This window comes from Flagellimonas zhangzhouensis, assembly GCF_900102925.1.
Lineage (GTDB): Bacteria > Bacteroidota > Bacteroidia > Flavobacteriales > Flavobacteriaceae > Flagellimonas > Flagellimonas zhangzhouensis.
The window spans coordinates 1,464,278-1,483,330 of the sequence record NZ_FNKI01000001.1; the positions used below are offsets into that span (position 1 = coordinate 1,464,278).

The 19,053-nt window shown below is 41.5% G+C and carries 17 protein-coding genes and 1 tRNA gene; 15 read left to right on the top strand and 3 right to left on the bottom strand.

Annotated elements, in window-relative coordinates; genetic code table 11:
* Positions 1-89: 89 nt before the first annotated feature.
* The 3 genes from BLQ18_RS06390 to BLQ18_RS06400 form a co-directional block, all read right to left on the bottom strand.
* The gene (locus BLQ18_RS06390) at positions 90-956 is read right to left on the bottom strand and encodes a helix-turn-helix domain-containing protein (RefSeq protein ID WP_090293550.1); all 867 of its coding nucleotides are present in this window, start codon (positions 954-956) and stop codon (positions 90-92) included.
* Between the two features lie 73 nt (positions 957-1,029).
* Positions 1,030-1,641: a ribosome biogenesis GTP-binding protein YihA/YsxC gene (gene yihA / locus BLQ18_RS06395; RefSeq protein WP_090293551.1), complete on the bottom strand. Its 612-nt coding sequence runs from the start codon at positions 1,639-1,641 to the stop codon at positions 1,030-1,032.
* A 2-nt stretch (positions 1,642-1,643) separates the two neighbouring features.
* Positions 1,644-2,408, bottom strand: a complete 765-nt coding sequence (locus BLQ18_RS06400) for an alpha/beta fold hydrolase (protein ID WP_090293552.1) — start codon at positions 2,406-2,408, stop codon at positions 1,644-1,646.
* Between the two features lie 265 nt (positions 2,409-2,673).
* Here BLQ18_RS06400 and BLQ18_RS06405 point away from each other — a divergent pair, with 265 nt between their 5' ends.
* The 15 genes from BLQ18_RS06405 to BLQ18_RS06475 all read left to right on the top strand — a co-directional run bounded on the left by BLQ18_RS06405 (position 2,674) and on the right by BLQ18_RS06475 (position 19,034).
* Positions 2,674-3,129 carry a division/cell wall cluster transcriptional repressor MraZ gene (locus BLQ18_RS06405; RefSeq protein WP_090293553.1) on the top strand — a complete coding sequence of 152 codons (456 nt, stop codon included), beginning with the start codon at positions 2,674-2,676 and terminating at the stop codon, positions 3,127-3,129.
* Positions 3,122-4,024, top strand: a complete 903-nt coding sequence (rsmH, locus tag BLQ18_RS06410; RefSeq protein ID WP_090293554.1) for a 16S rRNA (cytosine(1402)-N(4))-methyltransferase RsmH — start codon at positions 3,122-3,124, stop codon at positions 4,022-4,024. Before BLQ18_RS06405 ends, rsmH begins: the two co-directional genes overlap by 8 nt.
* Positions 4,025-4,128: 104 nt before the next feature.
* Complete coding sequence (locus tag BLQ18_RS06415; protein ID WP_090293687.1) at positions 4,129-4,446, top strand: FtsL-like putative cell division protein; 318 nt, start codon at positions 4,129-4,131, stop codon at positions 4,444-4,446.
* Complete coding sequence (locus tag BLQ18_RS06420) at positions 4,446-6,455, top strand: penicillin-binding protein (RefSeq protein WP_090293555.1); 2,010 nt, start codon at positions 4,446-4,448, stop codon at positions 6,453-6,455. Before BLQ18_RS06415 ends, BLQ18_RS06420 begins: the two co-directional genes overlap by 1 nt.
* Positions 6,452-7,915: a UDP-N-acetylmuramoyl-L-alanyl-D-glutamate--2,6-diaminopimelate ligase gene (locus tag BLQ18_RS06425; RefSeq protein WP_090293556.1), complete on the top strand. Its 1,464-nt coding sequence runs from the start codon at positions 6,452-6,454 to the stop codon at positions 7,913-7,915. The genes BLQ18_RS06420 and BLQ18_RS06425 overlap by 4 nt, the downstream gene beginning before the upstream one ends.
* Before the next feature lie 11 nt (positions 7,916-7,926).
* The gene (gene mraY, locus BLQ18_RS06430; RefSeq protein ID WP_090293557.1) at positions 7,927-9,147 is read left to right on the top strand and encodes a phospho-N-acetylmuramoyl-pentapeptide-transferase; all 1,221 of its coding nucleotides are present in this window, start codon (positions 7,927-7,929) and stop codon (positions 9,145-9,147) included.
* The gene (gene murD / locus BLQ18_RS06435) at positions 9,148-10,482 is read left to right on the top strand and encodes a UDP-N-acetylmuramoyl-L-alanine--D-glutamate ligase (protein WP_090293558.1); all 1,335 of its coding nucleotides are present in this window, start codon (positions 9,148-9,150) and stop codon (positions 10,480-10,482) included.
* Between the two features lie 3 nt (positions 10,483-10,485).
* Positions 10,486-11,691 carry an FtsW/RodA/SpoVE family cell cycle protein gene (locus BLQ18_RS06440; protein ID WP_090293559.1) on the top strand — a complete coding sequence of 402 codons (1,206 nt, stop codon included), beginning with the start codon at positions 10,486-10,488 and terminating at the stop codon, positions 11,689-11,691.
* Positions 11,678-12,769 (top strand): undecaprenyldiphospho-muramoylpentapeptide beta-N-acetylglucosaminyltransferase, encoded by a 1,092-nt coding sequence (murG, locus tag BLQ18_RS06445; protein WP_090293560.1) that lies wholly within the window; start codon positions 11,678-11,680, stop codon positions 12,767-12,769. Before BLQ18_RS06440 ends, murG begins: the two co-directional genes overlap by 14 nt.
* Before the next feature lie 100 nt (positions 12,770-12,869).
* Positions 12,870-14,219, top strand: a complete 1,350-nt coding sequence (gene murC, locus BLQ18_RS06450) for a UDP-N-acetylmuramate--L-alanine ligase (protein ID WP_090293561.1) — start codon at positions 12,870-12,872, stop codon at positions 14,217-14,219.
* Positions 14,209-14,928, top strand: coding sequence for a cell division protein FtsQ/DivIB (locus BLQ18_RS06455; protein WP_090293562.1), 720 nt, complete (start codon positions 14,209-14,211; stop codon positions 14,926-14,928). Before murC ends, BLQ18_RS06455 begins: the two co-directional genes overlap by 11 nt.
* 3 nt (positions 14,929-14,931) lie before the next feature.
* Positions 14,932-16,263 carry a cell division protein FtsA gene (ftsA, locus tag BLQ18_RS06460; protein ID WP_090293563.1) on the top strand — a complete coding sequence of 444 codons (1,332 nt, stop codon included), beginning with the start codon at positions 14,932-14,934 and terminating at the stop codon, positions 16,261-16,263.
* Positions 16,264-16,289: 26 nt separating this feature from the next.
* The gene (ftsZ, locus tag BLQ18_RS06465) at positions 16,290-18,266 is read left to right on the top strand and encodes a cell division protein FtsZ (RefSeq protein ID WP_090293564.1); all 1,977 of its coding nucleotides are present in this window, start codon (positions 16,290-16,292) and stop codon (positions 18,264-18,266) included.
* A 101-nt stretch (positions 18,267-18,367) separates the two neighbouring features.
* A complete protein-coding gene (locus BLQ18_RS06470) occupies positions 18,368-18,817 on the top strand; it encodes a GatB/YqeY domain-containing protein (protein ID WP_090293565.1) in 450 nt (149 codons plus the stop codon).
* A gap of 143 nt (positions 18,818-18,960) precedes the next feature.
* Positions 18,961-19,034 (top strand) — tRNA-Arg (locus tag BLQ18_RS06475).
* Positions 19,035-19,053 lie beyond the last annotated feature (19 nt).

Here is a 19,053-nt window from a genome sequence, read left to right on the forward strand (position 1 = left end):
ATCGTCCTTTTTTATGTTGATACAAAGTTCGATATACCTTTAAGTTTGAACGGTATGAAAAAACGGGAACCCCTTATGAAAATCCGATATTAGGCAGAAGCCTTAAATGAGCTAGGTGATTTTCCTGTGCAGGACTTGAAAAAAGCACTAAAGTTGGCAGGCTCTGAAAATCCCAATTGAAAAGCAATTTCCTTATTGGATAGATCGGAGAAATAAAGCAAACGCTTTGCTGCTATGGTCAATCTACTTTGGATATGTTCCTTGGCTGTTTTTCCAGTTAAGGATTTTACCACTCGGTTGAGGTGGTCAGGGGTAATGCTCAATGCTTCGGCATACGATGAGGTGTGGTGCCATTCCGAATAGTGTTGGTTCACCAATTGTTTAAAGTTTCGCACCAATGAACCTCCCGATTCCATGGTCTGCGCGTCCAATTCATTCAAAGAGCAAAGATTGTGCGAACCAATCAATAACAATTTGAGCAAAGCGCCAATGGCCTCTAATTTGTAGGGCGCATTGCCATTATAAAAACGAATCATTTCTTCTGCATAGGAAGAAAAACGATCCATCTCACTTTGGTCCACCTTTAAAGGTAAGGTGTTGGCAAAATCGTTAAAGAGGTTGATATCCTCAATAAATTCCACAGGAATATTGTTGAGTACTAAAAATTGGGTGGAGAAAACAATAGCATACCCCAACGTGGGTTTGTCTTCGGTGAGTTGATGCACTTGCCCTGGACTTATAAAATATACCTGATTTTTTTCAAGAGTGTGTTGATTGAAATCGATAATGTGTTGTCCTTCACCATCCAAAACCAGTAAAATGGTATAATAATCATGCCGATGGGGTTCGTCGGGTTTTCCTCCTCGTTTAGCATAGATGTCCTCCATCCGAGAAATTCCAAAACTGAGGGAATCATCGGTCTTGTTAACATTGTGATAGGTCTTAAAAACATCCATGCTTCGGTACTTGTGTGAAAAGTACTGAATTTAAAACTGAATGAAAATAGGCAAAGTGGAAGAAAGTGGAGTTTTACTGATTCTTAAAAAACTCTTGATTGATGTCCTCAATAAATCCTAAAAGTTCCTCGCGTCCCATTCGATTGGACGATGAGGTGATAAAATGTGTAGGGGCTTCTTCCCAAACGCCATCCAGAAGTTTTTGCAAATAGTTATTGGCGTATTTTTCTATGGCGGCAGGTTTCAACTTATCTGCCTTAGTGAAAATAATAGCAAATGGAATTTGATTGGTGCCCAACCACTCCATAAATTCCAAATCCACAGGTTGTGGGTCGTGGCGAATATCCACCAAAACAAAACCACAGACCAATTGCTTCCTTTTCTGAAAATACTCGGTAATGTACTTCTGAAAGGTCTTTTTGTCTTTTTTGGAAACTCGGGCATAACCATAACCAGGTAAATCGACCAAAAACCAATTGTTATTAATCTTAAAATGGTTGATGAGCTGCGTTTTCCCAGGTCTGCCAGAGGTTTTGGCCAACCCTTTGCGCTCCATGAGCATATTGATCAAGGAAGATTTTCCCACGTTAGACCTACCAATAAAAGCGTATTCAGGTAGAGGCTCGTTGGGACATTTGGCAACATTGGAGTTGCTCATTACAAAATCTGCCGAAGTAATTTTCATGTTTAGAAGTTACGCTTTTCCAGCCACGCTTCAAGAATGCGGTTAAAATCTTCTGGGTGCTCCATCATTGGGGCATGACCACATTTTTCAATCCAGTACAAATCCGAGTCTGGCAACAATTCATGGAATTCCTTGGCCACGTTCGGTGGAGTAACTGTATCATTCTCTCCCCAAATAATACAAGTTGGGGTTTTCATATGCGGTAAATCCTTGGACATATTATGCCGAATCGCACTTTTGGCAATGGCCAATGTCTTTACCAATTTTATTCTATCGTTTACGGTTGCAAAAACCTCGTCCACGATTTCTTTGGTGGCCACTTCTGGATCGTAGAACACATCTTGGGCTTTCTTTTTAATGAACTCGTAATCGCCACGCTTGGGGTAACCATCACCCATAGCACTTTCGTACAAACCAGAGCTTCCAGTAATCACCAAGGCCTTAACCATTTTAGGGTACAGTTTGGTGTGTAAAAGTCCAATGTGTCCACCAAGGGAGTTCCCCAAGAGAATCACATCTTTCAATCCTTTGTATTCAATAAATTCTTCCAAAAACTTGGCAAAGTGTTTTACCGTGGTTTTTAAAAGTGGCATATCGTAAATGGGCAGTTCGGGAATCAGCACCTTATACCCTTTGGATGGGAAATACTCGGACACACCTTGGAAGTTGCTCAAACCTCCCATCAGTCCGTGCAATATGATCATCGGGGTTCCTTCCCCCATCTCAATGTATCTATATTTTCCGTCCTCAATTAAATGCTCTTCCATCAAAAGTTAGTTGGTAGTGAGAGCGGCAAATATAGGTAATTCATATCACAAAGAATTTAGGTTTTTGGCTAAACGGCAAGAAGATTTTGGCTAAATGAACTTTTTGATCCACAAATCTTCAATTCCCAAACCCGAAGTTTTGCTGTTAAATCTCTTGGATTTTTTTAAAAAGTGGGGAATTTATTAACAAATGTGGGGGTAAGTGGAGAAATGTGGAAATAAAATCTATATATTTGAGTTGTATTAAGTAACCAATTGATTCCTAGTGACCCATATCATCGGACAACATGATTGTAAAGCTGACACTAAAGGGAGGGTGCTATTGCCCATCTCTTTAAAGAATCAGCTTTTGCCTGTTTTAAAGGATGGGTTCGTGATCAAGCGGTCTGTTTTTCAGCAATGTCTGGAGTTGTATCCCAAGCAAGAATTTGATGTGCTCATGCAAAAAGTCATGAAGAAAAGTAAAATCAACCGAAAGTACGATGCTTTCGTGAGAAACTTTGTGGCTGGAATGAAAGAAGTGGCCATTGATGGAGATTCGGGCAGATTGCAAATTCCAAAAAATCTGGTGGAATACGCCAATATTGAAAAGGAAGTTGTGCTCAATGCGGTTTTCGATAAAATCGAAATCTGGAACAAGGATATGTATGAAGAAGTCTTGGCTAAAGGAGAAGCAGATTATGCGGATTTAGCCGAAGAGATTTTTGCAGACGATGAGTAGCGCATACCATAATCCAGTGCTGCTGCAAGAGTCGGTGGACGGATTAAATATAAAAAAGGATGGAGTGTACGTTGATGTCACCTTTGGTGGCGGAGGACATTCCAGAGAAATATTAAAAAGATTGGGTGAAGGCGGAAAATTGTTCGCGTTCGATCAAGATGAGGATGCCCTGCAGAATGCCATTGAAGATGAAAGGTTTCAATTGATCAACCAGAACTTTCGCTATCTCAAACAGTATTTAAAGTTCTATGGCATTCGGAAAGTTGATGGAATCTTGGCGGATTTTGGGGTGTCTTCCCATCAGTTCGATGAAGCCAAACGAGGCTTCTCCATTCGGTTCAATGCCGATTTGGACATGCGGATGAACCAAAGCAGTGAATTGTCGGCCTACGAGGTGGTCAATTCCTATTCCCAAGAAGATTTGGCGACAGTGCTTTTTCAATATGGCGAATTGCGTAATGCAAATGCCATGGCGAAAACCATTGTTGAGGCCAGATTGGAAAATCCCATTCAAACTACAGATGAGTTGAAAGAAGTCTTGAAAAGGTTTCTGCCCAAAATGAAAGAGAACAAGATTTTGGCGCAGATCTATCAAGCCATTCGCATCGAGGTCAACCAAGAAATCGAGGTGCTCAAGGAGTTTTTGCTTCAAGTGCCCGAGTTATTGAACGAAGGAGGAAGGTTGAGTATGATCAGTTACCACTCATTGGAAGATCGTTTGGCAAAACGATTTATCCGTGCTGGAAGTTTTGATGAGGAGCCTGAAAAGGATTTCTATGGGAACATAAATGTGCCCATGAAAAAAGTTGGAGGATTGATCGTGCCATCAAAAGAAGAAATAGCTCAGAACAATAGAGCCAGAAGTGCAAAACTCCGCATTGCGGAAAAAATATAAAAATTCTCGAACGCTGAGCGTAGTCGAAGCTTAAGATAACAAGAGGTAGAAAGATGACTTGCAAATAGATTCCCGCTTTCGCGGGAATGACAATTGAACATGAAATGAGAAAAGGATTACTGGACATATTAAAAGGTAAGTTTTTGGTGAGCGGAGATGCTCCCAAGAACTGGCTGTTTTTGTTGTTTGCCTCTTTTTTGGCTGCCATGATGATCTCCAGTAGCCATAATGCTGATAAAAAAGTGCTCGAAATCGCTGCCTTGAACGAAGAGGTGCGCATGTTAAAGAGTGAATTTTTTGAAGCGCGTTCCAGTGTTCAACAATTGAAATTGGAATCCACTTTACGCGAGAGCATGTTGGCCCAAGGGTTGGTGCCATCACAAAATCCACCAAAAAAAATTAGGGTAAAATCTGAAGACTAATGGCCATCACTGAAAAAAATATCATGAATAGACTGTACCTGGTTTCCGGGGGTCTTGTGGTATTGGCCATTGCTGTGGTGGTGAAGTTGGTAGATATTCAGGTGGTGCGTGCCGAGGAATATCAAAAACTGGCGTTGAGCAAGACGGAAAAGATGTTTACCATAGAGCCCAATCGTGGTAACCTCTATTCTGAAGATGGGAGCTTGTTGGCAGCTTCAGTTCCTAAATATGAGATTCGTTTTGATGCCGAGACCGTTTCCGAAGAAAATTTTCAAAAACACGTAGCTGCCCTTTCCGATTCGTTGGGGTTGCTTTTTGATAGACCGTCTTCTTATTATCGACAATTATTCCGAAAGGCGAAAGCTAATGGAAACCGATACAAATTGGTGGCCCGTAATGTGGGGTATTTGGATTATGTCCGTATCAAACAATTTCCATTGTTCAATCTTGGACCTTATAAAGGTGGATTTATTGAAACCCATCGCGTAGTGCGTGAATATCCATTGGGTCAGATGGCTGCAAGAAGTATTGGGTATGAGCGCGTGGATGAAAATGGGTATTACACCCGTGTGGGAATGGATGGAGCTTTTGGTGAAACCTATTTGCGTGGTAAGGAAGGAAAAAGATTAAAGCAAAGAATTGCTAAAGGCCAATGGAAGCCTGTTGGTTTGGATAATATTGTGGAGCCACAAGATGGTTTGGACGTGGTTTCAACCATCGATGTGAACATTCAGGACATTGCGCATCACGAGTTGCTAAAGCAATTGGAAAAATACAAAGCGGATCACGGTTGCGTGGTGGTAATGGAAACCGAAACAGGGGGGGTAAAGGCCATTTCCAATTTGGGAAGAACCTCCGAAGGAAAATATTATGAAAAGTTGAACTATGCTGTTGGGGAATCCCATGAGCCAGGTTCCACTTTCAAATTGATGTCATTGGTGGCTGCCTTGGAGGATAAAGTGGTTGATACTAGCTCTGTGATCGATACCGAAAATGGAAGATACCGTATTTATGATGGTGTAGTAAAAGATTCCAAATGGGGCGGGTACGGAAAAATTAGCGTAGCCAAGGCTTTTGCGTTATCCTCTAACACCGCATTTGCCAAGATCATCAATGAAAATTATAAGGAGCAGCCCGAAAAATTCGTGAATCGCCTAATGAACATGGGATTGCATGAAAAATTAGGATTGCCCATTATCGGAGAGGGAGATCCTGTAATCCGTTACCCTGGTGACAAAGGTTGGTCTGGAATCTCTTTGGGGTGGATGTCTCATGGTTACGAAGTGTCTTTAACTCCCATGCAGACTTTGGCTTATTACAATGCCATTGCCAATGATGGTGTATTTGTAAAACCACGCTTGATTACCGAAGTACGCGAGGGAAGTAAAGTGGTGAAGAAATTTGACAAGCAAGTGGTTAATTCTTCCATCTGTTCTAAGGAAACCGTAAAAAAAGTACAACAGCTGCTCAAAGATGTGGTGGAGAAAGATTACGGAACAGGTCATAAACTGTATTCCAAGAATTTTTCCATGGCAGGCAAAACAGGAACGGCGCAAAAAAACTATGTAGCCAAGGATCCAGATAAACTGGCTTATATCTCAACATTTGCAGGCTATTTTCCAGCTGACAACCCAAAATACTCTTGTATTGTAATCATTCACGAGCCAGATAAAAAGGAGGGATACTACGGTGCCGATGTGTCTGGGCCTGTCTTTAAATCCATGGCGCAAAAAATCCATGCCATTTCCCCAATGGTAGATGAAGTGGAAGAAAAGGAAATCATTGACGAAGAATTGAACAAAAAGTACCAAGCGTATTATGCCGAGGTACAGAAAAAACATAGTACAGTGCCCAATGTAAAAGGTATGAGCGGCATGGATGCCGTTGCCATTTTGGAGAATCTGGGCATAGAGGTAGAGGTTAAAGGGAACGGAAAAGTGAAAAATCAATCCGTGAACCAAGGAACCAACCTCAAAGAAGTTAAAAAAATAGTATTGGAGCTTTCATGAAGTTATTGAAGGACATATTATATAAGGTAAGTCTATCTGCTGTTAGTGGCGATACCAACGTAATGGTGAACCAAGTGCATTTCGATTCCCGTAAAGTGGAAATGGATGATGTGTTCGTGGCCGTTCGTGGTACTGTGACCGACGGACACAACTTCATTCAAAAAGCAGTGGATTCGGGAGCAAGGGCCATTGTGTGCGAAGAACTTCCAGAATTGATGGTGGATGGTGTCACCTATTTAAAGGTAGATGACTGCAACAGTGCTTTGGCGATTATTGCTTCCAACTATTTCGATAACCCATCCAGAAACCTAAAACTGGTTGGGGTTACGGGAACCAACGGAAAAACTACGGTAACTACCCTATTATATAACCTTTTCAAAAAGGCAGGCTATAAAGTAGGGTTGATTTCCACTATAAAAGTATTGGTAGATGATAAAGAATATAAATCTACCCACACCACTCCAGATGTGTTGACCATCAACAACTACCTGAGTGAAATGAACAAAGTGGGCGTGGAGTTCTGCTTTATGGAAGTGAGTTCTCACGGCATCCATCAAAAAAGAGCAGAAGGATTGCAGTTTGAAGGTGCAATTTTCACCAACCTTTCCCATGATCACTTGGATTACCACAAAACTTTTGCCGAGTACCGTGATACCAAAAAGAAATTGTTTGATGGTTTGCCAAAAACAGCATTTGCGTTGGTGAACATCGATGATAAAAATGGCTTGGTGATGTTGCAGAACACCAAAGCAAAAAAATATACCTACGCACTTAAATCTTTCGCGGATTACCGTGCCCAGATTTTGGAAAAGCAATTCAATGGTCAACTTTTAAAGGTTGATGAAAATGAATTGTGGTCCAAATTGATTGGGGATTTTAATGCATACAATTTGTTGGCCATCTACGCCACAGCTAATCTTTTAGGGCTTGAAAAAATGGAAACCCTACGATTGATGAGTGAGTTGGAAAATGTGGATGGAAGGTTTCAATATTACATATCAAAAGATAAAATAACGGCTATTGTTGATTATGCCCATACGCCGGATGCACTTAAAAATGTATTGGTTACGATCAATGCATTGAGGACTGGAAATGAAAACGTCATCACCGTAGTGGGGTGTGGTGGTGACCGTGATAAGTCTAAGCGTCCGGTTATGGGTCATATCGCTTCAGAAATGAGCAACCATGCCATATTTACCTCAGATAACCCTCGTTCAGAATCCCCGGCAGCCATTATTGAAGAAATGGAAGCTGGAGTGGAGCCTCAAAATACTAGAAAGGTGCTGTCCATCGAAAACAGAAAGCAAGCCATAAAAACGGCATGCAAGTTGGCCTTGTCCAACGATATAATTCTTGTTGCGGGAAAAGGGCATGAAACCTATCAGGAGACCAATGGTGTTCGAGTGGAATTTGATGATTTTAAAGAAGTAAAAGAGGCTTTGGATAGCCTAAATAAATAGGAAAGTAGACCATGTTATACTATTTGTTCGATTTTTTAGAGAAGCAATACGACATGCCAGGGGCGGGACTTTTTCAGTTCCTCACCTTTAGGGCGGCCATGGCGGTATTGTTGTCTTTGTTGATTGCAATGGTCTACGGAAAAAGAATCATTCTTTTCCTCCAGAAAAAGCAAATTGGAGAAACCGTTCGTGACTTGGGGTTGGAAGGTCAATCTCAAAAAGCAGGAACTCCAACCATGGGTGGTTTGATCATTATTTGGTCCACATTGTTGCCTGTTTTATTGTTTGCCGATGTTCAAAATATTTATGTGATTCTGTTGATTGTGACCATGATATGGATGGGGATTATCGGCTTTATTGATGATTACATTAAAATCTTTAAAAAGGACAAGCAAGGTCTTAAGGGCCGTTTCAAGGTTATAGGTCAAGTGGTGTTGGGGTTAATCGTGGGATTGACGCTTTATTTTCATCCAGATGTGACCGTAAAGGAGAAGGATACCACAACCATTACCCAAAATTTTAAGGTAGAACGAGTTTTTGGAGAAGAAACCAAATCCTTGCGGACCAACGTTCCATTTTTCAAAAATAATCAGCTGGATTACGCAGATTTTATTTCCTGGATGGGTGATGGAGCAGCGGAGTATGCCTGGGTAATTTTTGTTATGGTTGTGATTCTGATTGTAACCGCGGTTTCCAATGGAGCTAATCTAACAGACGGAATTGATGGTTTGGCGGCAGGCTCGTCGGCCATAATAGTGCTCACGCTGGGCATCTTCGCATTCGTTTCTGGTAATATTCAGTTTTCTGGCTATTTGGACATTTTTTACCTACCCCGAGTTGAGGAGTTGGTGGTGTTTATTGCTGCTTTTGTGGGTGCTTTGGTTGGATTTTTATGGTACAACACCTATCCTGCTCAAGTTTTTATGGGAGATACAGGCAGTTTGACCATCGGAGGTGTAATCGCAGTGATTGCCATTATTGTTAGAAAAGAATTATTGATTCCGATTTTGTGCGGAATCTTCTTTGCAGAGTCACTTTCGGTGATGCTGCAAGTGGGTTATTTCAAGCATACCAAAAAGAAATATGGAGAAGGAAAACGGATTTTCTTAATGGCGCCATTGCACCATCATTATCAAAAGAAAATGTACCACGAAAGTAAAATCGTGACCCGTTTTTGGATCATAGGAATCATGTTGGCCATCATCAGTATAGTGACCCTAAAAATTAGATAAATGGGTCGGTTGGTGATACTCGGAGGAGGAGAAAGTGGCGTTGGAACCGCCATTTTGGGCAAACAAAAAGGATTTGAAGTCTTTGTCTCGGACAAAGGAGAAATAAAGGAGAAATACCAAAAAGTTCTTGAACATTTTGAGATTGAATGGGAGTCTGGTGAGCATACCGAAGCCAAAATTCTGAACGCCGATGTGGTGATGAAAAGCCCAGGGATACCCGATAAAGTAGCCTTGGTGAAAGCATTGGTCGAGAAAGGAATTCCAGTGATATCTGAAATTGAGTTTGCATCAAAATTTACCGATGTAACAATCATTGGAATCACAGGAAGTAACGGAAAGACCACGACTACGATGTTGACCCATCATTTGTTGAAAGATGGAGGGTTGAATGTGGGAATGGCAGGCAATATCGGTGATAGCTATGCTAAAATGGTGGCTGAACAAGATTTTGACCACTATGTGTTGGAGATAAGCAGCTTTCAGTTGGACGGCATCGTGGATTTTAAACCACACATTGCCATCCTAACCAACATCACTCCAGACCATTTGGACCGATACGAGTACAAGTTTGAAAACTATATCGCTTCCAAATTCAGGATAGCCATGAATCAGGATGAAAATGATTACCTGATCTATGATGCCGATGATGAAGTGATAGTGGAATGGCTAAAGGAACACCCAGTTCAATCCAAATTGATACCCTTTTCTGTACAAAAGAAATTGGAAGAAGGAGCTTGGATGGAAGACAATACGATTAAAATAAAATTAGAAAATAAAACCTTGGAAATGAGTAGAGATATTTTGGCCTTGGAAGGTCAACACAACGTGAAGAATACAATGGCAGCCAGCATGGCAGCGCATTTAGTGAGGGTGAGGAAGGAGACTATTCGTCAAAGTATCCAGTCCTTTCAAGGGGCGGCCCACAGGTTGGAAAAGGTGTTGAAAATCAACCATGTGGAATACATCAACGATTCCAAAGCGACCAATGTAAATGCCACTTTTTATGCCTTGGATGGTATTAAGAAACCCATTGTTTGGATTGTTGGTGGTGTGGATAAAGGCAACGATTATTCTGAGTTGATGCCGTTGGTACGAGAAAAAGTAAAGGCAATCATCTGCCTGGGGGTTGATAATTCCAAGTTGATTGAAGCTTTTGGGAATGTTGTGGAGCCAATGGTCGAAACCTATTCCATGGAGGAAGCTGTAAAAGTTGCTTACAAGGTTGCTGAGCGCGGCGATACCGTTTTGTTGTCACCAGCTTGCGCCAGTTTCGATTTGTTCAATAATTACGAAGACAGAGGAGATCAATTTAAAACCGCAGTAAAAAATTTGTAGAACGTGTTTGCAATCTTCAAAAATCTGAAAGGTGATAAAGCCATTTGGGGTGTAGTGGCCCTCTTGGCTCTTTTCTCATTTTTGCCAGTGTACAGCGCCAGTACCAATTTGGTGTACGTCAATGGTGATGGAACTACGTTGGGTCATTTGGTGAAGCACGCCATTTTATTGTTTTTGGGATTCGGAATCATCTATGCCATTCACCGAATTCCAACCCATTACTTTAAAGGGCTGTCCATAATTGCATTGCCTATTGTCTTGCTACTGTTGGCCTATACCTTGACTGTGGAAACTCGCATTGGAGGGGTAACAGCCAATCGATGGATCAAGATTCCGTTTGTAGGGGTGAATTTTCAAACCTCTACGCTGGCTTCGGTGGTTTTAATGATTTGGATTGCGAGATACTTGACCAAGATCAAAGATGTAAAAATCACTTTTAAAGAAAGCTTGCTACCACTTTGGTTGCCTGTTGCTTTGGTGATTCTATTGATTTTGCCCGAGAACTTTTCTACAGCAGCCATCATCAGTTTTATGGTGTTGGTGTTGTGTTTTTTGGGAGGTTATCCCTTAAAATATTTAATGGCGATGGTCGGCACGGGAATCGTGCTCGGTGGTATGTTCCTGTTTGTGCTTTTCAAAGCGCCCGAGGTTTTGCCGCAAAGGGCAGGAACTTGGAAATCTAGGATTGAAACTTTTATTCATCCAGAACAAGCGGACAAGGATGATTTACACCAATTGACCTTGGCCCAAATTGCCGTTGCCGAAGGAGGCATTGTGGGTAAAGGAGCAGGAAAAAGTGTGATGAAGAACATGTTGTCCCAAAGTACATCGGATTTCATTTTTGCCATCATTATTGAGGAATACGGGTTACTGGGAGGGGGAGCTTTGCTCTTCTTCTATTTGTTGTTGCTATTTCGAATTGTGGTGGTGGCGCATTCGGCCAAAACCATATTTTCAAAATTACTGGTGATAGGGGTTGGCTTGCCGATTGTTTTTCAGGCATTCATCAATATGGCGGTTGTTGTGCAGTTGTTTCCCGTAACAGGTCAGCCTTTGCCATTGATTAGTATGGGGGGGACATCCATTTGGATGACCTGTATGGCGATTGGAATTGTGTTGAGCGCCAGCAATAAAAAAGAAAATTTAGAGGAGCAATCCTACGATATAGATGAAACGAATCCTTTAGAAGTATTAAGTGGACAGATATAGGTTTATACTTTCTGGAGGGGGAACGGGAGGACATATTTATCCCGCAGTGGCCATAGCCAACGAATTAAAAAGGAGGTATCCTGATGCCGAGTTTTTGTTCGTGGGGGCCAAGGATAAAATGGAGATGGAAAAAGTGCCGCAGGCTGGATACGAAATAAAAGGTTTGTGGATAAGTGGATTACAACGGAAACTGACATTGAAGAATCTCATGTTTCCATTAAAACTGATAAGTAGTTTGTTAGAAGCACGAAAAATAGTGAAACAGTTTAAACCCCATGTTGCCATTGGCACGGGAGGCTTTGCTAGTGGACCTTTGTTGCGAATGGCCGAAAGTTCAGGTGTTCCTTGTGTGCTTCAAGAACAGAATTCCTATGCTGGGATTACGAACAAACTATTGGCGAATAAAGCAGAGAAGATTTGCGTAGCCTACGATGGAATGGAGCGCTTTTTTCCAAAGGAAAAGATTGTAAAAACAGGAAATCCCATCCGAACTGACTTGGTGCAGATAAAAGAAAGCAAGAAAGAAGCAGCTTCATTTTTTGGTCTTGATGGCAATAAAAAGACCCTATTGGTTTTGGGCGGTAGCCTTGGTGCAAGACGTATCAACCAATTGATTGAAAAAGAGCTTAGTTTTTTTGAAAAACAGGGACTGCAAGTGCTTTGGCAGTGCGGAAAATTGTATCACGAAGAATATAAAAAATATGAATCTGAATCCGTAAAAGTATTGGCCTTTGTCAACCGAATGGATTTGGCCTATGCTTCGGCTGATGTAATCATTTCCAGAGCTGGTGCAGGTTCGGTATCTGAATTGTGTTTGGTGGGTAAACCAGTGATTTTTATTCCATCGCCTAATGTCGCAGAGGATCATCAAACCCAAAATGCACAAGCTTTGGTGGCAATAGATGCTGCCATTATGCTTCGCGAAAGTGAATTGGATGAAGCGTTTGCAACCCGTTTTTCTGAATTGATGGAGTCAAAGGAAATGCAAGAAAAATTGGGAGAGCAAATTAAAAAGATGGCCATGCCAAAAGCCACGGAACATATTGTGGATGAAATTGAAAAGTTGTTGAAGAAGTGAGATTGCAATTGAAAGAACAAATAAATAAAGTATGTCACCTCGAGCGGAGTCGAGAGGTGATTGCTGTTCTCGACTGCGCTCGAACTGACAAATTTGAATAATGAACTTGAAAGATATACATAGCGTCTATTTTATCGGAATCGGAGGTATTGGTATGTCCGCTTTGGCCCGCTATTTCAATTTTATTGGAAAAGAAGTGGCTGGCTACGATAAAACGCCAACCCCAATTACAGAAGGTCTGGAGGAGTTGGGTATTTCGGTTCATTTTGAGGACAATGTGGATTTGATTTCTGATACGTTCAAGCATCCACAGACCTTGGTGGTATATACGCCTGCTGTACCTGTTTCGCATTCCGAATATCAGTTCTATAAAAACAACAGTTTCGATATTAAAAAACGTTCTGAAGTGTTGGGCATCATTACCAAAGATTCATTTTGTCTTGCCGTAGCGGGAACGCACGGTAAAACAACTACCTCCTGCATTTTGGCCCATTTGCTCAAGGAATGTGAATTGCCATTTTCGGCATTTTTAGGTGGGATTTCGGAAGATTTCAATAGCAACTTTGTATTGGAAGGAACAGAATATTCGGTAGTAGAGGCTGATGAGTTTGATCGTTCATTCTTGCGCCTAACCCCAACAGTTGCCTGCGTAACTTCGATGGATGCCGACCATTTGGATATTTATGGCACCAAAGAGGAATTGGAAAACTCTTTTAGGGAGTTTGTGGGCAAAATAAAACCCAACGGAAAATTATTTGTACGTAATGGATTGTCCTTGGCAGGAAGCACTTTCGGTATTGAGGATGGCTCTGATTACTGCATTCAAAATATTAACATTGAACATGGTACCTACATATTTGATCTCGTCACGCCTACAGAGGTTATTGAGCATGTAAAGTTCAACAAACCTGGAAGGCACAATTTGCTCAATGGATTAGCTGCTTTCGCGATGGCGGTGCAAACCGGCTGCCCACCACACCGCCTTGCTGAAGCTTTGGGAAGTTTTAAAGGAGTTCAACGTAGGTTCTCGTATCAAATCAAACAAAAGGATTTTGTGTTCATAGACGATTATGCACATCATCCCACAGAAATCAATGCGGTGTATCAAGCTGTTCGTGAAATGCATGCGGGAGAGAAAGTCACTGTGATTTTCCAGCCCCATTTGTTTTCCAGAACCCAAGATTTTGCTGATGATTTTGCGAAGAGTCTATCGCAATTCGATGACATCATCCTATTGGAAATTTATCCCGCTAGAGAAGAGCCCATTGAAGGGGTGACCTCGCAATGGTTGTTGGACAAAATAGAGAATCCGAACAAGAAACTGGTTGCGAAATCAGACTTGATCAACGAAGTGAGTAACTGCAAATCGGGTGTATTGGTTGCCCTTGGTGCAGGTGATATTGGTTTAGAAGTGCCAAAAATCAAAAAAGAATTGAGTTATGCGCATTAATTGGGATTACATAAAACTGACCTTTTTGTTGGTCGCCGTGGTCGCGCTCTACGGTTTTGCCGATCAACGAAACAGTAAAAGACAAGTGAGCAAAATCTCCGTTGAGTTTGTAGGGGAAGAAAACCTGTATTTAACAGAGGATGCGGTTAATAAATTGTTAATACAAAAATGCGGACCCCTTGAAAATAGGGCAAAAGAACAGTTAGTTTTGAATACCATAGAGGAGGTAATTCTATCCAACGATATGGTCAAAAATGCCCAAGTCTATCTTACTGTAAACGGGGAGCTTATCTCTGAGATAATTCAGCGCAAACCCATAGGGAGAGTTGAAGGCGTCTCCAAATTTTATTTGGATGACACGGGAGGTCGTATGCCTTTGTCAAGGTATCATTCCGCCAGGGTTCCTATCATAACGGGTAAGATAACTGGAAAGAGCCTAGAGGATGCCTATGTGATTTTGAACTATATCAACGATGATGATTTTCTTAGGAAAAATATCATCGGTATTCATATTGAAGAAGAAGGAAACTACCAACTCAAATTCCGAATGGAAAATTTTGTGGTGAATTTGGGAGGGGTGGAAAACCTTAATGTAAAGTTTAAAAATTTTATGGCCTTTTATACCAAGGCCACCAAGGATAAAACCTTGGAAGAATATGCAACAGTGAGTTTAGAGTTCAACAATCAAGTGGTTTGCACCAAAATATAACATATGGAACAGGGTAATTATTCAGTTGGGTTGGATATTGGAACTACCAAGATCGTAGCGATCATCGGTAGGGAAAATGAGTATGGAAAAATAGAAATATTGGGCACTGGAAAATCCAAAAGTCTCGGTGTGCACCGAGGAGTGGTCAATAATATCACCCAGACCATTTCTTCCATTCAACAAGCCGTGGAACAGGCAGAGTTAAACTCAGGTCTTAAAATTGGATCTGTGGTTGTGGGTATTGCCGGTCAACACATCCGTAGCCTACATCATAGCGATTATATTACGCGTCCCAACTCAGAGGAGGTAATAGATGGAGAGGATTTAGACAAATTGTGCAACCAAGTGTACAAATTAGTGATGCTTCCCGGTGAGGAAATCATTCATGTATTGCCACAGGAATACAAAGTGGACGGACAAACTGAAATTAAAGAACCTGTTGGAATGTACGGCGGACGTTTGGAAGCCAATTTCCATGTGGTGGTTGGTCAGGTTTCATCCATCAAAAATATTGGTCGTTGCATTAAAAGTGCAGGATTGGATCTTGGGAATATCACCTTGGAACCATTGGCCTCTGCTGATGCTGTTTTGAGCCAAGAAGAAAAAGAAGCTGGTGTTGCCCTTATCGATATAGGGGGTGGAACTACTGATTTGGCCATTTTCAAGGACGGGATTATCCGTCATACCTCCGTGATTCCTTTCGGGGGTAACGTAATTACAGAAGACATTAAAGAGGGCTGCTCGATTATTGAGAAGCAAGCCGAGCTTTTGAAGATAAAATTCGGTTCTGCTTGGCCAGGTGAGAACAAGGATAATGAAATTGTTTCCATTCCTGGACTTCGTGGTCGTGAGCCAAAAGAAATCACGCTTAAAAATCTTTCCAAGATTATTCACGCTAGAGTAGTGGAAATTGTGGAGCAAGTGTACGTGGAAATCAAAAATTACGGACACGAAGAGCAAAAGAAAAAATTGATTGCTGGAATTGTGCTTACCGGTGGTGGTAGCCAATTGAAGCATTTAAAGCAGTTGGTGGAATACATTACTGGAATGGACACCAGAATTGGATATCCAAACGAGCATTTGGCCGGGGATTCCGATGAAGAAGTGGCCAGTCCGTTGTACGCTACCGCTGTTGGATTATTGATGAATTCCTTGGAGGCCAAGAAAAAGAGCTTGGGGCTTCATCAAGAGAACACCTTGGTCGAAGAAGAGGTGTTGGTGGAACAAGAACAAGAAATGGGAGCTAAGGCAACTGTGACGTCCCATGGTGACAGAAAATCAATTTTCGATAAGTGGTCTGAGAAGTTGAAAGACTTTTTGGACAACGCAGAATAATAAACCCCATAAGAAACACAACCGTTATGAGTAAGAACACTGAATTTGATAACATCGCTTTTGATTTGCCCAAGAACAAGAGCAACGTAATTAAAGTTATTGGCGTTGGAGGTGGAGGTAGCAATGCTATCAACCACATGTTCCAAGCTGGTATCAATGGAGTGGATTTTGTAATCTGCAACACGGATGCACAAGCCTTGCAGAACAGTTCCGTGCCTAATAAAATACAATTGGGCGTTTCGTTGACAGAAGGTTTAGGTGCTGGTGCCAATCCAGAAGTAGGAGAGCAAGCAGCTTTGGAAAGTATGGAAGATCTTAAATCCATGTTGGGACAAAACACCAAAATGGCTTTTATTACCGCTGGAATGGGTGGTGGTACAGGTACGGGAGCAGCTCCTGTTATTGCCAAATTGGCCAAGGAAATGGATGTGCTTACGGTGGGAATTGTGACCATGCCTTTCCAGTTCGAAGGAGCCATGCGTAACAAACAAGCTCAAACGGGAATTGAAAAATTGCGTGCCAATGTAGATTCACTCATTGTCATCAACAACAATAAATTAAGAGAAGTTTACGGTAATCTTGGGTTTAAGGCCGGTTTCTCTAAAGCTGATGAAGTATTGGCCACTGCAGCAAGGGGTATTGCAGAGGTAATTACGCATCACTATACACAAAACATTGACCTTAGGGATGCCAAAACGGTGCTTTCCAATAGTGGTACCGCCATTATGGGATCAGCGGCTGCATCCGGCTCTTCAAGAGCTACCGAGGCCATTATGAAAGCTTTGGATTCTCCTTTATTGAATGATAACAAAATACAAGGCGCCAAAAATGTATTGTTGTTGATCGTATCCGGTTCCCAAGAAATCACTATTGATGAAATCGGTGAAATCAACGATCATATCCAAATCGAGGCAGGTCACGGAGCCAACATCATTATGGGGGTTGGTGAAGATGATAACCTTGGTGAAGCTATTGCTGTAACGGTTATTGCTACGGGATTTAATGTGGATCAACAAGACAATATTGTAAACACCGAGTCCAAAAAGGTATTTTATACTCTGGAAGATGAGCAAACTGCTCAACAAGATTTAACACCAGAAGCTACCGCGGTTCAAGAAGTGCAAGTTGAAAGAACTCCAGAACCTGAACCAGAGCCAGAACCAAAGATTGTAAAGCATACATTGGAAATGGTTGAGGAACAGGAAGCGCCTGCTCCAGCTCCAAAAGATCCAGATTTGATTCCGACCACCAATTACATCAGAAACTTTAATGTGTTTTATGAAGAGGTGTTGGTGGAACCAACCAAGGAAGATGACTTCATCATAATTGAAGCCAAAAGTATCTTGAATAACATTGAGGTGGTTGATGCCGAAGAAGTAGCTTCACAGTCCAATGAGGATCAATTTACTTTGAGTTTCGACATGCCTTTAAATCAAAAAGAAGAGGTAGAGGAAGAAGAAAAGGAACTTACGGTAACCTTTAATTTGGATGACGGTATCGGAGATGTAAAAGTGAACGAATATGTTGAAGTAAACCCTGTTCTTGAATACAATAAAGAGGGCGAAACTCGCTACAACTTGGAAGAATACATGGAGTTGGAGAATAAATTGACTGGCGCAAAGTCAATGGCAGAAACCCATGAACCAAAGTTGGTGGAGAATGAGCTTGTTTTTGAAAAGAAGACCGTAAAAGTTGAGGAGAAGAAGGAGCAGCAAGAGGAAACTTCTGCTAGTTTGGATCCGATGAACAGTTCTATCAGTGATATTTTAAGAGATAGAGCGGATGAAAGAAGGAGAAAGTTGAAAAATTTCAACTACAAGTTTCAAAATAATAGAAACAGTATAGACGAAATAGAAAAGGAGCCTGCGTACAAACGTCAAGGGGTAGACCTTAACGATGTGCCCAAGGAACAAAAGGTGTCAAGAACCACTTTAAGTGAAGATAGCAATGATGATCTTCAACTGCGTTCCAACAACTCTTTTTTGCATGATAATGTTGATTAGTAGTGTACATTAACATCCATTGATTTAGTGGAAAGCATAAACCCGAAAGTTCGTTTTCTTTCGGGTTTATTTTTTATCTTCGCAACCCTAAAATCAAACAAATGGGACTGCAAGAAAAGGTAATGACAGAAATGAAAGCCGCAATGAAGGCAAAGGATACCGTTGCCTTAGAATCGTTGCGAGCCATTAAGTCTGCCATATTATTGGCAAAAACAGAAAAAGTAGGTACAGAACTTTCCGAAGAAGATGAAGTAAAGTTGGTTCAGAAATTGGTAAAGCAACGTAAGGACAGTGCCGCTATTTTTACAGAACAAGGCCGTGATGATTTGGCAGAGCCAGAATTGGCCCAAGTTGCGGTGATTGAAAAGTTTTTACCCGAGCAATTGACCGAGGAAGAAATTGAAAAAGTGGTCGTTCAGACCATTGATAGTGTTGGAGCCTCGGGAATGCAGGATATGGGCAAGGTAATGGGTATTGTTTCCAAGGAATTGGCAGGACAGGCCGATGGAAAAACCATTTCTACCATTGTAAAAGCAAAGCTTAGCTCATAAAACATATAATTGGCCCAGTACCTGCCCGTCCGTTAGGCGGGGTTCAACTGGATACCTGCCAGCCGCAGGCAGGGAATATCAGATTTCGGTTCTGATAGCAAATTGAAAGAATTGGAATGCTCTTTTTATAAGAGTTAATTAATGGCCCAGTAGTTCAACTGGATAGAATATCAGATTTCGGCTCTGAGGGTTGGGGGTTCGAATCCTCCCTGGGTCACTTAAGAACTTATATTAAA

Bases quoted from the DNA above. Each gene is read 5' to 3' on its own strand.
- mraY (WP_090293557.1), top strand. From the start codon at position 7,927: ATGTTATACTATTTGTTCGATTTTTTAGAGAAGCAATACGACATGCCA.
- BLQ18_RS06425 (WP_090293556.1), top strand. From the start codon at position 6,452: ATGAAGTTATTGAAGGACATATTATATAAGGTAAGTCTATCTGCTGTT.
- BLQ18_RS06420 (WP_090293555.1), top strand. From the start codon at position 4,446: ATGGCCATCACTGAAAAAAATATCATGAATAGACTGTACCTGGTTTCC.
- rsmH (WP_090293554.1), top strand. From the start codon at position 3,122: ATGAGTAGCGCATACCATAATCCAGTGCTGCTGCAAGAGTCGGTGGAC.
- BLQ18_RS06400 (WP_090293552.1), bottom strand. From the start codon at position 2,408: ATGGAAGAGCATTTAATTGAGGACGGAAAATATAGATACATTGAGATG.
- ftsA (WP_090293563.1), top strand. From the start codon at position 14,932: ATGGAACAGGGTAATTATTCAGTTGGGTTGGATATTGGAACTACCAAG.
- BLQ18_RS06415 (WP_090293687.1), top strand. From the start codon at position 4,129: ATGAGAAAAGGATTACTGGACATATTAAAAGGTAAGTTTTTGGTGAGC.
- BLQ18_RS06470 (WP_090293565.1), top strand. From the start codon at position 18,368: ATGGGACTGCAAGAAAAGGTAATGACAGAAATGAAAGCCGCAATGAAG.
- BLQ18_RS06390 (WP_090293550.1), bottom strand. From the start codon at position 956: ATGGATGTTTTTAAGACCTATCACAATGTTAACAAGACCGATGATTCC.
- yihA (WP_090293551.1), bottom strand. From the start codon at position 1,641: ATGAAAATTACTTCGGCAGATTTTGTAATGAGCAACTCCAATGTTGCC.
- murC (WP_090293561.1), top strand. From the start codon at position 12,870: ATGAACTTGAAAGATATACATAGCGTCTATTTTATCGGAATCGGAGGT.
- murD (WP_090293558.1), top strand. From the start codon at position 9,148: ATGGGTCGGTTGGTGATACTCGGAGGAGGAGAAAGTGGCGTTGGAACC.
- ftsZ (WP_090293564.1), top strand. From the start codon at position 16,290: ATGAGTAAGAACACTGAATTTGATAACATCGCTTTTGATTTGCCCAAG.
- BLQ18_RS06455 (WP_090293562.1), top strand. From the start codon at position 14,209: ATGCGCATTAATTGGGATTACATAAAACTGACCTTTTTGTTGGTCGCC.